This is a genomic window from Roseburia sp. AF15-21 (genome assembly GCF_003479505.1).
GTDB classification, from domain to species: Bacteria; Bacillota; Clostridia; order Lachnospirales; family Lachnospiraceae; genus Roseburia_C; species Roseburia_C amylophila.
Genome location: NZ_QUHG01000004.1, coordinates 150,036 through 164,442 on the forward strand (window position 1 = coordinate 150,036; position 14,407 = coordinate 164,442).

13 protein-coding genes are annotated in these 14,407 nt (G+C 41.3%); 2 read left to right on the forward strand and 11 right to left on the reverse strand.

Annotated features, from left to right (window positions below):
* Positions 1–70 precede the first annotated feature (70 nt).
* The 4 genes from DWW33_RS07705 to DWW33_RS07720 all read right to left on the reverse strand — a co-directional run bounded on the left by DWW33_RS07705 (position 71) and on the right by DWW33_RS07720 (position 3,512).
* Positions 71–2,146: a heavy metal translocating P-type ATPase gene (locus tag DWW33_RS07705; RefSeq protein ID WP_118639202.1), complete on the reverse strand. Its 2,076-nt coding sequence runs from the start codon at positions 2,144–2,146 to the stop codon at positions 71–73.
* 97 nt (positions 2,147–2,243) lie between these two features.
* A complete protein-coding gene (locus tag DWW33_RS07710; RefSeq protein WP_022243411.1) occupies positions 2,244–2,546 on the reverse strand; it encodes a DUF6110 family protein in 303 nt (100 codons plus the stop codon).
* A 101-nt stretch (positions 2,547–2,647) separates the two neighbouring features.
* Positions 2,648–3,256: an HD-GYP domain-containing protein gene (locus DWW33_RS07715; RefSeq protein WP_118639203.1), complete on the reverse strand. Its 609-nt coding sequence runs from the start codon at positions 3,254–3,256 to the stop codon at positions 2,648–2,650.
* A gap of 16 nt (positions 3,257–3,272) precedes the next feature.
* Positions 3,273–3,512 carry a hypothetical protein gene (locus DWW33_RS07720; protein ID WP_117699171.1) on the reverse strand — a complete coding sequence of 80 codons (240 nt, stop codon included), beginning with the start codon at positions 3,510–3,512 and terminating at the stop codon, positions 3,273–3,275.
* A 222-nt stretch (positions 3,513–3,734) separates the two neighbouring features.
* Here DWW33_RS07720 and bsh point away from each other — a divergent pair, with 222 nt between their 5' ends.
* Positions 3,735–4,721, forward strand: a complete 987-nt coding sequence (gene bsh, locus DWW33_RS07725; RefSeq protein ID WP_117841775.1) for a choloylglycine hydrolase — start codon at positions 3,735–3,737, stop codon at positions 4,719–4,721.
* A gap of 684 nt (positions 4,722–5,405) precedes the next feature.
* Here bsh and DWW33_RS07730 read toward each other — a convergent pair.
* Positions 5,406–6,137, reverse strand: coding sequence for a phosphatase (locus DWW33_RS07730; protein ID WP_118639204.1), 732 nt, complete (start codon positions 6,135–6,137; stop codon positions 5,406–5,408).
* Between the two features lie 130 nt (positions 6,138–6,267).
* On the opposite strand from DWW33_RS07730, the gene DWW33_RS07735 reads away from it, so the two are divergent.
* Positions 6,268–7,272, forward strand: a complete 1,005-nt coding sequence (locus DWW33_RS07735; RefSeq protein ID WP_118639205.1) for an ABC transporter substrate-binding protein — start codon at positions 6,268–6,270, stop codon at positions 7,270–7,272.
* Positions 7,273–7,385: 113 nt separating this feature from the next.
* Here the strand turns inward: DWW33_RS07735 and DWW33_RS07740 are convergent, their stop codons facing one another.
* The 6 genes from DWW33_RS07740 to DWW33_RS07765 all read right to left on the reverse strand — a co-directional run bounded on the left by DWW33_RS07740 (position 7,386) and on the right by DWW33_RS07765 (position 14,074).
* Complete coding sequence (locus DWW33_RS07740) at positions 7,386–7,853, reverse strand: COG2426 family protein (protein WP_118639206.1); 468 nt, start codon at positions 7,851–7,853, stop codon at positions 7,386–7,388.
* 20 nt (positions 7,854–7,873) lie between these two features.
* Positions 7,874–8,935, reverse strand: a complete 1,062-nt coding sequence (gene hisC / locus DWW33_RS07745; protein WP_118639207.1) for a histidinol-phosphate transaminase — start codon at positions 8,933–8,935, stop codon at positions 7,874–7,876.
* A gap of 55 nt (positions 8,936–8,990) precedes the next feature.
* A complete protein-coding gene (locus DWW33_RS07750) occupies positions 8,991–10,190 on the reverse strand; it encodes a pyridoxal phosphate-dependent aminotransferase (RefSeq protein WP_118639208.1) in 1,200 nt (399 codons plus the stop codon).
* A 59-nt stretch (positions 10,191–10,249) separates the two neighbouring features.
* Positions 10,250–11,149, reverse strand: coding sequence for a DMT family transporter (locus DWW33_RS07755; RefSeq protein WP_118639209.1), 900 nt, complete (start codon positions 11,147–11,149; stop codon positions 10,250–10,252).
* Between the two features lie 208 nt (positions 11,150–11,357).
* Positions 11,358–12,890 (reverse strand): UDP-glucose--hexose-1-phosphate uridylyltransferase, encoded by a 1,533-nt coding sequence (galT, locus tag DWW33_RS07760; RefSeq protein ID WP_118639210.1) that lies wholly within the window; start codon positions 12,888–12,890, stop codon positions 11,358–11,360.
* Between the two features lie 17 nt (positions 12,891–12,907).
* Complete coding sequence (locus DWW33_RS07765; RefSeq protein ID WP_199534364.1) at positions 12,908–14,074, reverse strand: galactokinase; 1,167 nt, start codon at positions 14,072–14,074, stop codon at positions 12,908–12,910.
* Positions 14,075–14,407: the final 333 nt, after the last annotated feature.

Consider the following 14,407-nt stretch of genomic DNA (forward strand, 5'->3'; position numbering starts at 1 on the left):
ATTTTCTTTTCAATTTTCTATTCAAAATTTTTCTTTTCCTGAACCGTAAGATTTCTGTTTCTGGAAATTTTTAATCCAGAAGATTCTGCATACTCTTTAAGGTAATTACCAAGGTAGATGTATTATGAAGTAATGCAGATACGGTTGGCTGCAGGACTCCTGCCACGCCAAGCACAATCAGTCCTGTATTGAATCCAACAATTGTCCGGTAATTCTTATGAATCCGTTTCATCAATGCATTACTCAGCACCTTTAAGGTTACTATCTCATAAAGATTATCTGCACCGATAGTTACATCTGCAATTTCTCTTGCAATCTCTGCTCCATCACTGATGGCTATTCCAATATCTGCCGCAGATAATGCCGGTGAATCGTTGATACCATCTCCAATCATAATGACCTTGTGTCCTTCTGCTTTGGCTTTCTCTACAAAACTTGCCTTATCTTCCGGAAGTACCTCGGAGTAATACTCGTCTACGCCCACTCTTGCTGCAATGGCGGATGCTGTACGTTCACTATCCCCTGTCATCATAACAACTTTCTTAATTCCGGCTGTCTTTAAGGAATTTACAACGGCTGCTGCTTCATCACGAAGCGGATCTTCAATACAGATAACGGCTGCAAGGCGGTTCTCAATTGCCATATAAAGGTGTGAATATTCTGATGGAAGGCTGTTAAACTGTTCTTCATAGCCTTCCGGAACCACACATTTTTCATCTTCAAATACAAAGTGATAGCTTCCGATTACCACACTCTTTCCTTCTATGGTGGAAGAAATTCCGTGGGCTACAATATATTCCACCTTAGAATGTAGTTCTTCATGCACAAGATTCTTTTCCTGGGCTGCATCTACAACTGCTTTTGCCATAGAATGAGGGAAATGTTCCTCTAAGCAGGCAGCAATACGTAAAAGCTCTTCCGTGGACTTATCCGTAAAAGAAACCACATCTACTACGGTAGGCTGTGCTTTGGTCAGAGTACCTGTTTTGTCAAAGACGATGGTATCTGCTTCTGCCATTGCCTCTAAGAATTTGCCACCTTTTACGGTAATATTGTGCACACTTGCTTCACGGATTGCAGACAATACAGATACCGGCATTGCAAGTTTTAATGCACAGGAAAAGTCCACCATAAGAACTGCTAATGCTTTTGTGGCATTTCTGGTAAAGAGCCAGGTAATTCCTGTTCCTAGTAATGTATACGGAACCAGGCGGTCTGCCAGATGCTCGGCTTTACTTTCCAGGGAAGATTTTAACTTCTCTGACTCTTCAATCATCGTGACAATTTTTTCAAATTTGCTGGAGCCATTTACTTCTTTGACACGAATGGTCAGTTCTCCTTCTTCCAATACGGTTCCGGCATAGACATAACTTTCTACACTCTTATGCACCGGAAGGGATTCGCCGGTTAAGGATGCCTGATTTACCATCGCATCCCCTTCCGTTACCACGCCATCAAACGGAATGACATTTCCCATATGAATACAGACTTCATCGCCTTCTTTAATCTCAGATGCCGATACCAGTATTTCCTGTCCATCCTGACACAGCCATACTTTACTGATATTTAAGGACATACTTCTTGCCAGATCATCGACGGATTTCTTGTGTGTCCACTCCTCTAAGATTTCTCCAATGCCCAGTAAGAACATAATGGAACCTGCTGTATTGATATCATTGCGAAGCAGAGAGACTCCAATAGCTGTTCCATCCAGCACCGGAACCTCTATCCTGCCCTTCGCCAATGCAGACACTCCAGCCCACAAATATTTCACGGAACGGACCATGGTAATTCCTGCGCGGATTGGATATGGCAGGAACATCTTACTGCCCATACGGAGTACCACTTTATTTACCAGCTTGTCCCAGTAAGTCCGGTTCAGCTCCCTGCCGGAATTCTGTAAAAAAGTCTCTGGCACATCCACTTTCTGATAAGAGAAATGACGCAGTGTCTCTATCATCTCCTCACGATTTCCCACATAACAGACTACTGCATCCTGTAAACGTTCATTTACTTTCACTGAAGTGACACATTTGCAGTTACTCAGGTAATATTCCATCATATCTGCCTGGCGGAAACTCATCCCGCCCTGAATGATATGAATACGAAGTCTTCCTTTTATCTCATGTTTTATAACAAATCTCATATTACATACTTCCTTAGATAAAGAATCACCTACAGCATATTCTGCAGGTGATTCTCATAGTTTACGTGAACAGCGTGCAAAATCGCATGCCCAATGTTTATTCTGCTACAGTTTCTTCTGTTGCATCTTCTACAGATTCATCTGTATATTCTGCTGCTTTAGCAGCTCTGTCTTCATTAATCTGCTGTGCCTCAGCATAAATATCCTCTGCATTCTCCTGGATATTAGAAGCAGTCTTCATGACACATTCCTTTGCACGTAATGCTGCTGCTGTACAGTTTGTGTAGACTTTCTTTGCATCCTTGCTACCTAATATTTTAATTCCGGCTGTTCCAAACAATACACCGGCAGCAAAGATTCCGGTCTTCTTCCAGTTAAATTTTTTTACAAAATCAAACATATGTATTCCTCCTATTTCTGTTTGTTTTTTAGCTTACCGCCAATAAAACCCATTGTCCATACTCTTTTCTGTTATTGAGAATTCTTATCAACAACGGAATCCTATCTTGAAATTTTAATTACGGAAATAATCTCTTCCCAGTGGTCTAAAACATATTGTCCAATAATCGGGTCATACATTTTGCCGAGATTATTTTTGATTTCCTGATAACAGTAGTCAAAATCATGCGCTTTGCGATAACTCCGGTTTGAAGTCATGGCATCAATGGAATCGCAGATTGCAATGATTCTTGCCCCAACCGGAATTTCTTCTCCTTTGAGTCCAAGCGGATAGCCCTTTCCATCGAATCGTTCATGATGACAGAGCACGATATATTTCAGTTCTTTTAAATGTCTTGATTTACTCAAAATCTCAGCTCCAATAGAGGGATGTTTCTTCATTGTCTCCCATTCCTCATCATCAAGCTTTCCTTCTTTATTTAAAACAGCATCCGGAACACCGATTTTTCCAATATCATGGAGATGTGCCGCAATATGGATTTGCTGTATATTCTCCGTTTTTAAGCCAATTAACTGGCATACTTTCATAGCCATATCACTGACACGCTGGGAATGCCCCGCCGTATAAGGGTCCTTTGCATCCAGTGCGCAGGTAATGCATTCTATAATTTCATGATAATCTATCTCGCCGCAATATTCACAAGTTTTCAAATAATCCCTTCACTTTCTATCCTTCAATGACAAATTTTGCAAATGATAATTCTGCTCCTTTGCCGATTCTGCTGCAGATATTTACCACTCTGGTCATAACACCTGCAAACTGGTTATCTTTGGTTACAATTTTAAGAAGCTGTGTCTCTGCCTCATATTCTGCTTCCTCTACATCTTCTAATTCTAATGTTTCACGAAGAATTTCTTTTACCTGATCCTCTGTTACTTTTTTAGACATCCGATAATATCTTCCCATAATGTGCTTCCTTTCTTAGTTATTACTACTTTATGTTAGTTCTTTCTAATCCAGTTGTATTATAACATCTGTTATTGAAAATAGAACCTTTCTTATCGATATTTTTTCTCATTATTTCTTAATTTGATTTACACCTGTATCCACGTTATAATAGTCCTATTACATAAATCTGATTTTTCAGCAGAATACTAATACAAAAGAAAGATAAAAGGAGGCTATTTTATGTGCACCGCAGCTACTTATCAAACAAAGAACTTCTACATGGGCAGAACCCTTGATTATGAATTTTCCTATGGCGATGAAGTCACCATTACCCCCCGCAACTATCCGTTTCATTTCCGTCATGCCGGGACTTTAAGCTCCCACTATGCCATGATTGGCATGGCTCATGTAGCACCAGACAATGGTGTTGACTATCCTCTTTATTATGATGCCTGCAATGAAAAAGGTGTCTGCATGGCAGGGCTTAACTTTGTGGGAAATGCCGCTTATGCTGATATTATTGATACAAAAGAAAATGTTGCACAATTTGAATTTATTCCATGGATTCTAAGCCAGTGTGCTTCTGTTTCAGAAGCCAAAGAAAAATTAGTACAGATGAATCTCGTTGGAACTGTTTTTGCCAGCCATTTTCCGGCAGCACAGCTTCACTGGATGATTGCCGATAAAAGCGAAAACATCGTTGTGGAATCCATGGCAGACGGGCTTCATATCTATGACAATCCTGCCGGTGTGCTGACCAACAATCCACCTTTTCCAATGCAGATGTTTGCTTTAAATAATTATGCAGCGCTCTCATCCAGGCAGCCGGAAAATCATTTTTCCGACAAACTCAACTTACAGGCTTACAGCCGCGGTATGGGGGCTTTGGGTCTGCCGGGCGATTTATCTTCCCAATCCCGTTTTATCCGGGTTGCTTTCACCAGACTGCATTCCATTTCCGGCAGTTCAGAAATCGAAAGTGTCAGCCAGTTCTTTCATATCTTAGGTTCCGTCGACCAGCAGCGGGGCTGCTGTGAAGTTGCTGATAACAAATATGAAATTACAATCTATACTTCCTGCTGCAATGCGGATAAGGGAATTTATTACTATACGACCTATGATAATCATTCAATTAACGGAATCGATATGCATCATGAGAACCTGGACAGTGCAGAGTTGATCCGGTTTGCGGTTCTTGATGCAGGTGAGATTCACTGGCAGAATTAGGGGATTGCGATGTGGGAGATAAATTTATTAAAAAATTTTGCAGCAGTCGAAGCGCATTGATTTTCATATGATGAAACGTCACCGTTCTAAGAGGTCTGTTTTTCTTTTTACGATAAAAACCGTCTTTTCTATGTTTGACAAAATATTGGTACTGATCGTCGAAGTGCAGATGCCTGATAAGGGCTGTTAGGGGCACTTGGAATTTCGTCTGGCAACAGGCAACGCTGGTACAAGGATGTACCAGCGAGGCACAATTGAACATGGATGTGAATTTGTGCCGGTTGCCAGATGAAATGAAAAGTATATCGAAATTCCCAGTGCCCCTTGCAGACATTAGGTGGCATCTGTCCTCGACGGACAGTACCAATATTCTGTCAAAGCAACCGAAAAGACAGTTTATCATCAAGAAAAACAGACCCCTAAGAACGGTTGACATTTCACATAAAAGAAAATCAGATGTACTTTGACTGCTGCAAAATTCTTTGATTCTAAATGTTATCTCCCACATCTCAATCCCTTAATGGATGACATATAAAAGGAGCAGACCCGCATCAAAAGTCTGCTCCCTTTACGTCCAAAGTATTTTGTGTGTATTGTAATGTTCCTTACAAGAGTTAGTTTATGCTAACTCTTGTTTTCTGTCAATACCGCTGTTGATATTCTTTTCTCACCTGTGATAACTCCTTATAGATGTTCCGGTGATTTAAAATAATTCAAGAAACTCTTCGCCAGTTCCACATTGGTATTGACCACCAGTTCTTCCGGAAAATCTACCATCTGAATAACTTCCAATGGATATTGATGATTCCCAACTGCAGTATCCACATGCGCATCGGAATCCATGATAACCGGAACTTTATATTCCTTGCAAAGTTCTAACATTTTGCAGCTGTTTTCCTTCGTATTCTGCCGGAAGCCACCCGGTGTCAGGGAGCCATTGTTGACCTCTAACAATACATGATGTTCCTTTGCACCTTCCACCAATGCACGATAATCCACCGGATAATAAGAATCATCCGGATGTCCGATAATGTTTACATAGGGATTTTTCATCACATTCAGATAAGTTTTCGTATTTTCTTCTATGGTTCCCGGATGAAAACACGGACCATGCATACTTGCAACGCACAAATCCATCTGCTTTAAGGTACGCTCCGGCAGATCCACATGCCCTTCCATATCCATGATATTAAGTTCTGCGCCAAACAGCGTATACATTTCTCCATGCTTTCTTTCCAGCACGCGAAGATTATTAAAATATAACTCGCTGCAGGTTCCCGGCATTTTCGGAGCATGCTCTGTAATACCAAAGAGACGGATTCCTTTCTGCTCTGCCGCCTTTATCATTGCTTCAATAGTACTGTAAGCATGTCCGCTTGCAATTGTATGAGTATGAAGGTCTACGTAGTCGTTCATGTTCTGTTCTCCTTTTATATCTCTTGTCTTAATACTGTTTTCTAAATTTCAGACAATCCTATCCTATCCATCATAGCACATTTTCATCTGTCTTTCATACTATAATACAAATGTCTTTTAAGGATGCTCTATGAAACGATTTTATAAAAAAGGTATTTCTCTTTTCTTAATTCTTCTTATGTCCTTCCCGCTTTGTGCCTGCAAATCAGATGATTCTAAAGCATTAACAACCGTAAAATTAAATGAAGTGGCACATTCCATCTTTTACGCACCGATGTATGTGGCCATCGAAAAAGGCTACTTTGAAGATGAGGGAATCGAGCTCTCATTGACCACCGGCTTTGGAGCGGATAAAACCATGGCTACCGTTGTTTCCGGGGATGCAGATGTAGGATTCATGGGAACGGAGGCAAGCATTTATGCCTACACGGAAGGTGCAAAAGACCATGTCATCAATTTTGCACAGCTTACCCAGCGTGCCGGTAACTTTGTGGTTGCAAGGGAAAACACCGATTCCTTTTCCTATGAAGATATGATTGGAAAAGATGTGCTGGGCGGAAGAGCCGGTGGCACACCGGAAATGGTATATGAATATGTACTCCGGGAAAATGGTGTTTCTCCTTCCGAAGTCAAAATCGACCAGAGTATTGACTTTGGTTCTACAGCAGCGGCTTTTTCCGGCGGGCAGGGGGATTATACCATTGAATTTGAACCATCCGCTACTGCTTTGGAGCAGTCCGGTGACGGCTATGTGGTAGCGTCCATTGGCGTGGATTCCGGCTATCTTCCATATACTGCTTTTTGTGCCAAAGAAAGCTATCTTAAGGAAAATGCCGACCTTATCCAGCATTTCACCAATGCTTTACAGAAAGGCATGGATTATGTAGCAGGTCACAGTCCGGAAGAAATCGCAACTGTCATTGCACCACAGTTTAGTGAAACAGATCTTAAAACCCTTACACTTATTGTAAGCCGCTACTACGACCAGGAAACCTGGAACACAGATTTAATACTCCGGGAAGAAGGCTATGACTTAATGCTTACTATTTTAGAAGAGTCCGGTGTTCTCTCCGGTGCCGCTCCTTATGAAGATCTTGTAAATACAGATTTTGCAGAAAAAGCATCCACACCGTAGTTTAAAATATCAGAAATTAAATCATTATTTAAAAAGCACAGAATATATAGTAAATAACATTACTATACACGCTGTGCTTTTATCACTTAGATATCCTTTTACATTCCACCCTGTTAGCGAATCATAGAAAATGCACCAACACTGATTAACATCATAATTACACCAGCCAGCAATACGCCAAGCATCACTGCGATAACAGATGATTTAAAATCCATATCTAAGATGCTGGCTGCCAGAGTTCCTGTCCAGGCTCCGGTTCCCGGCACCGGGATTCCAACAAAGAGCAGTAATGCCAAGAATAATCCTCTTCCTGCCTTTGCCTGCAGCTTCTTACCACCCTTTTCACCTTTTTCCAGACACCAGGCGAAGAATTTTCCAATAACAGGCTTATCTGCACCCCAAATCAGTACTTTTCTTGCAAAAAAATAAATAAATGGTACCGGCAGCATATTTCCAATGATGGAAATAATATAAGATGGTATCAATGGAAGTCCAAAGCCCTGTGAAAATGGAATCGCTCCTCTCAGTTCAACCAGTGGTACCATGGAAACAAAAAATACAATCAGATAATGTAATAACATAATACTCCTTTCCTAATGAATTATGACTGTTTATAGTTTTTCAAAAACGTAATCAGCATATCCATTTCTTCATCTGAACCAATGGTAATACGCAGGTAATTTGCAATCCGCTCCGGTTTGGAGAAATGACGGACATAAATGTCTTTCTTCTTCAAATCTTCAAACAGCCTCTCCATGGAAATCGTATCATGGGTTACAAAGAGGAAGTTGCTCTTTGAATCATCCATCCGGTATCCCAGTGCCCGAAGTTCTTCCTTGGTACGCTCTCTCGTTGCAATAATCTTCTGTGTTGTCTCTTTAAAATAAGCTTCATCCAAAATAGCAGCCGTTCCCATTTCAATCGTAAGGGAATTTAAGGTATAAGAATTAAATGAATATTTAACATCGTTCAAATATTTGATTAATTCAGGCTGTGCCATCGCATATCCAATCCGCATGCCTGCCATGGAACGGGATTTACTAAAGGTCTGGACTACCAGCACATTGTCATATTTATCAATAAGCGGCAATGCAGATGTTCCACCAAAATCAATATATGCTTCATCCACAATAACAATGACATCCGGATTCTGTGCAATGATGCGTTCCACATCTTCTAACGGAAGCAGTTTTCCTGTCGGTGCGTTTGGATTTGGAAATACAATTCCTCCGTTTTCCCCAGCATAATCCTCCGGGCGAATCGTAAAATCCCTATCCAGTGGAATCTGCTTATATGGAATACGGAATTCCTCTGCCCAGACATCATAGAAAGAATAAGTAATATCCGGAAACAGAATCGGACGATTGGAATTAAAAAATGTCATAAAGCACATGGCAAGTACATCATCTGAGCCAACGCCCACAAATACCTGATTGGAATTTAAACCATATTGTTCTGCAATTGCGTCCGTCAGTTTCTCAATCTTTGGATCCGGATAAAGACGCAGCCGTTCGGTATCAAAAGAGGTTAAAACATCCTTTACTCCCGGTGCCGGTGGATACGGGTTCTCATTGGTATTCAGTTTTATCATTTTCTCTTTCTTCGGCTGTTCTCCCGGAACATACGGGATAACTTTGCGTATATTATTTTCCCATGCTTTCATGTCTTACTCCTTCTATCTGCTGCTTGATTTTATCATTCTTTCGTTTTCCGATTTTTTATTCTGCTGCCTTCAGTCCATACTCTGTTGCCAGCTTTGCAAATGCCTGCATGGAATTTACTACTGTCTCATAAGAAGTGCAGTATGCAAGGCGTACATAACCGCCATAGCCGAAGGCACTTCCTTTTACCAGAATCAAATGGTATTTCTTCGCAGCTTCTACAAATTCTTCTTCCTTTGCAACCGGAGATTTCAGCCACAGATAAAATGCTCCCTGTGGTTTGATGCAGGTGAATCCAAGCTTCGTCAGTCCTTCATATAAAGCAATACGGTTGCGGTCATAAAATTCAAGATTGGTCTTTTCCTTTAAGCACTCTGCCACTGCTTTCTGAATGAGGGATGGTGCATTTACAAAGCCAAGAGTACGGTTTGATACGGTAATTCCCTCGATTAATTCTGCGGAATCTGCCGCTTCATCCGGCACTACCACATAACCGATCCGCTCGCCCGGAAGTGATAAAGATTTACTGAAGGAATATCCTACCAGCGTATCTTTATAATATTTCGTCAGGAAATTCTCCTGTACGCCGTCGTAAACCAGTTCACGGTATGGTTCATCGGAAATAAGATAAATATCGGTTCCAAATTCCTCTTCCTTCGCAGTTAAAATTCTGGCAATCTCTTTTAAGGTAGCATCTGAATATACCACTCCGGTCGGGTTGTTCGGATTGTTGATGATAACCGCTCTTGTATCTTTTGTAATTTTTCGTTCAAAGTCTGCTAAATCCGGCATAAAATCTGCTTCATCTGGCATGACTTCCACAATCTTTGCATCGAAGTTTGCGGCATAGCTTTTATATTCACCAAAATACGGAGCAAATACCATAACTTCATTGCCCGGATCTAAAATCGTCTTAAAAATAATATTCAGACCGCCTGCTGCACCAACTGTCATAATCAGGTTCTTCCCATGGAAATTGGTTCCGAAGCGTTCATTTAAGTTCTCTGCAATTGCCTCCCTTACTTCCTCATAGCCTGCATTTGCCATATATCCATGCACCACAAGCGGGTCTTCTTTATCCAAAATATCATAAATTGCTGTCTTAATTTTTTCCGGTGCCGGTGTAGCCGGATTGCCAAGGCTGAAATCATACACATTTTCTGCCCCATATCTGGCAGCCATTTCTTTTCCTTCCATAAACATGGCACGAATTGCAGAGCTTCCTGCCATTGCCTGTTTTATCTTTTTTGACAACATATCTTATGCCTTCTTTCTCTTTCTATTCTGTTACAGTATAGCTGAGACTATCCGTAAAATCAATCTGTTTTCTTGTTTCCGATGGGAATCTGCGTGATAACAATTGCCACAAACATCAGCACGCAGCCTATAATTTCTTTCAGTGATAAAACCTGTCCTAAAATCACCCATCCTGCCAGTGCAGATATCACCGACTCCAGGCTCATAATAAGGGATGCTATTATCGGATTAATCCCTTTTTGTCCCACAATCTGCAGTGTATAACCCACGCCACAGGAAAGAAGTCCCGCATACAACAAAGGCATCCATGCCGCCTGAATATTGGAAATATCCGGTGTCTCTGTAAACAGCATTCCTACTGCTGAAAGTACTCCGCATACAAAAAACTGTATACAGGACATTTTTACGCCGTCTACCTTCGGTGAAAAATAATCAACCACCAGTATATGAACGGAAAATGCCAGTGCACATAAAAGAAGCATGATGTCTGCCCGCTCAATGGTAAAACTGCCGTCCTTCATACAAAGCAGATACATTCCCACAACTGCCAGTGCTACACAAAACCACAGCTTGATTCCCGGACGCTTTCCAATAAAGATGCCGATAACCGGAATCATCACAATATACAACGCCGTAAAAAAGCCAGATTTACCAACGCTTGCTTCCATAATGCCAAACTGCTGCAGATTGGATGCAATGCAAAGAATTACACCACAGGCAATTCCGCCTGTCCACAAAGTCTTTTTATCCTCTTTTTCCTGATTTTCTGCTCCTGTCTCTTTCTTTTTCTTTAAAACCAGAATAACCGGGATTAGCACCAGTCCCCCCAGAACGCATCGGATTGCGTTAAAGGTAAAGGGACCAATATATTCCATGCCCACGCTCTGGGCTACAAAAGCAACGCCCCAGATGGTTGCGGTCAATAATAATATCAAAGAACTCTTTATCTGCTGTTTCATAAAATCTCCATTCTGTCCTTATTCTTTTGCATAATTTATCATATTGCTCTTATATTAATGCATTTCTTTCCTTCTTGCAAGAGTCATAACATACAACAAAGAGCATCAAAGGCGGTGCTTCTCATCCTTCCCATTGGATGACACCTTATGCCAATGATGCTCTTTTCTTATGTTAACCAGAATCTCTCTCCCGGATAAACACCTTTTTCTATTTATTTACCATGTCAATAAAGCGTAAAAATGCTTCTCTTCCTTCTTCGGTGCATTTGTATACACCGGCATCCAGAAGAACTTCACGGAATACCAGTCCGATTTCCTTTCGGATAATCCCGTCGATATTTTCTTCCGTAATGCTCTCATATTTCGGCAAAAATTCCTCTACCCAGTCTGCATGCTTACTTAAAACTTCATTGCTCCGTAAATCAGCCCTGGAAAGAATTGCCGTCTTAAGCTGTGCCATCTCGTCCTTCAGACGTGCCGGCAGCACTGCCAGACCCATTACCTCGATTAAGCCGATATTTTCCTTCTTAATATGATGAAGCTTCGCATGCGGATGATATACGCCCAGCGGATGCTCCTTTGTTGTAATATTATTACGAAGCACTAAATCCAGTTCGTAATTATTGCCTCGTTTTCTTGCAATTGGCGTAATGGTATTATGTGGCTCCCCGTCTGTTTCTGCAAAAATAAATGCTGCCTCATCCGTATAGCCACGCCAGGTCAGAAGTATTTTATCTGCCAGCTCAATCAGCCGTTCTGTATCCGGTGCGGACAGGCGGATAACTGACATCGGCCATTTTACAATTCCGGCTTTCACATCTTCAAAGCCCGCAAAGGTAATCTCTTTTTCCAGCGGTGCCTTTGCCATGGCAAATTCATAATGTCCACCCTGAAAATGATCATGGCTTAAAATCGAACCTCCTACAATCGGCAGGTCTGCATTGGAGCCAACGAAATAATGCGGAAACTGTTTTACAAAATCCAGCAGTTTTCCAAAGGTTGCCTTCTCGATTTTCATCGGTGTATGCTTTCCATTAAACACGATGCAGTGCTCATTATAGTACACATAAGGAGAATACTGTAAGAACCAGTCACTATGATTGATGGTTACCGGAATAATACGGTGATTCTGTCTTGCCGGATGGTTGACTCTTCCTGCATAACCTTCATTTTCCTTACACAAAAGGCATTTCGGATAGCCGCTCTGTTTTGCCAGCTTTGCAGCTGCAATGGCTTTCGGGTCCTTTTCCGGCTTGGATAAGTTAATTGTAATATCCAGTTCACCAAACTCCGTCTCTGCGGTCCATTTCATATCACGTCTGATACGGTATCTGCGGATATAATTGCTGTCCTGGCTGAGAGTATAATAATAATCTGTTGCCGCCTTTGCATCCTTCTCATAAAGGCTCTGAAATTTATGAATTACTTCACCTGGTCTTGGCATCAGCATTCCCATGATTTTCGTATCAAATAAATCTCGGTATACTACACTGTTTTCCTTTAAAATGCCTTTTTCATAAGCATAATCCAGCAGACGGTTTAATAATTCTTCCAGACTCTCTTCTGCTTCTTCTCTGCTCATCGGTGTCCGTGACTGATAAGCTGTCACAGCGTCCTCATCTAATTCTTCTAATTCAAACAATTCCAGCAGGCGGTTGATGGTAAATCTTTCATCTTCCTTCGGAACCAGTCCGGTTACCATGCCATATTCTGTTAATTTTAAGATATCTTCACAAATCATAACTTACCTCCTGTTTCTTATGCCAGTCTGGATGGACCGTCTCCAATTTCTACTACATAGAAATCTGCGCTGTATCCAATTTTCTTTTCATAGGCACTGCCTACTGCTTCAATAAAATGTTCTACTGCTTCATCCTTTACAATACTGACGGTGCATCCGCCAAAGCCTGCACCTGTCATACGGGATCCAATGACTCCATCCACCTTCCAGGCTTCTTCCACTAAGGTATCCAGTTCAATTCCGGTTACTTCATAATCATCCCTTAAGGATACATGGGATGCATTCATCAGCTTTCCAAAGGTTTCCACATCATTTTCTTTCAAAGCTTCCACTGCTTTTAGGGTTCTCTGGTTCTCATATACCGCATGTTTTGCCCGACGCATGCGGACCTCACTTCCGATGGCTCCCTTATATTCTTCAAACTGTTCCTCGGACAATTCACCAAGACTTTTGATGTCCACCACCTTCTGTAATTCTGCCAGTGCTTCCTCACACTCTGCACGACGTTCATTATATTTCGAATCACCCAGACCACGCTTCTTATTGCTGCAGGAAATTACAATTTTAGCATCTTTTAAACGAACCGGCGCATATTCATATTTTAAAGTAGCCGTGTCTAAGAAAATTGCATGCTCTGCTTTTCCCATGGCAATGGCAAACTGATCCATGATGCCACAGTTCACACCATTGAATTTATTCTCTGAAAACTGTCCGATTAAAGCCAGATCCTGATTCGTTACACCAAATCCGAATAAGTCCTTTAAGATATATCCGGTCAGTACCTCAACAGATGCAGAAGAAGAAAGTCCGGAACCATTCGGGATATTTCCAAATAATAACAAATCCAGTCCGGTATCTACCTGCATGCCCTTTTCTCCAAACGCCCAGATAACACCCTTCGGATAATTCGTCCAGTCTGCTTCTTTCTCCGGTTTCAAGCCTTCAATGGAAGATTCCAGCACACCAAGCTGTTCAAAATTCATGGAATAAAATCTCAGTTTCTTATCGGCACGTTTTCTTGCCACGCCATAAGTTCCAATGGTCAGTGCACATGGAAATACATGACCTCCGTTGTAATCCGTATGCTCTCCAATCAGATTCACACGTCCCGGTGCAAAATACACACGGATGTCTCCTTCATCCCCAAATAATTCCTTAAACCTTGTCAAAACCTGCTCCTTCATCAATACATTCTCCTTTCGATTTATTTTCATCCGTTCCTGTTATCCGGCACATTTTCACAGGATATTATTCAGCTGTCTTTGTGCTCGTCAGCAACATAATTTATATTTTTTTACTTCCTGATAATATTATACTATGTGCCCTGTTTCTTTGCAATATTGCTGTTCTAGTCTGCAACATCTCAATTGCTATTTGGCAACATTTTTCCATATGCAAGATAAGGATTTATAAATAACTGTGAAAATATAAAAGCACCAGTCTCTGACTGAATGAATAAGATACGAGGGAGGGCTGTAAGGGACATTGGAAATTCGATAAAAACATATATGATTCTG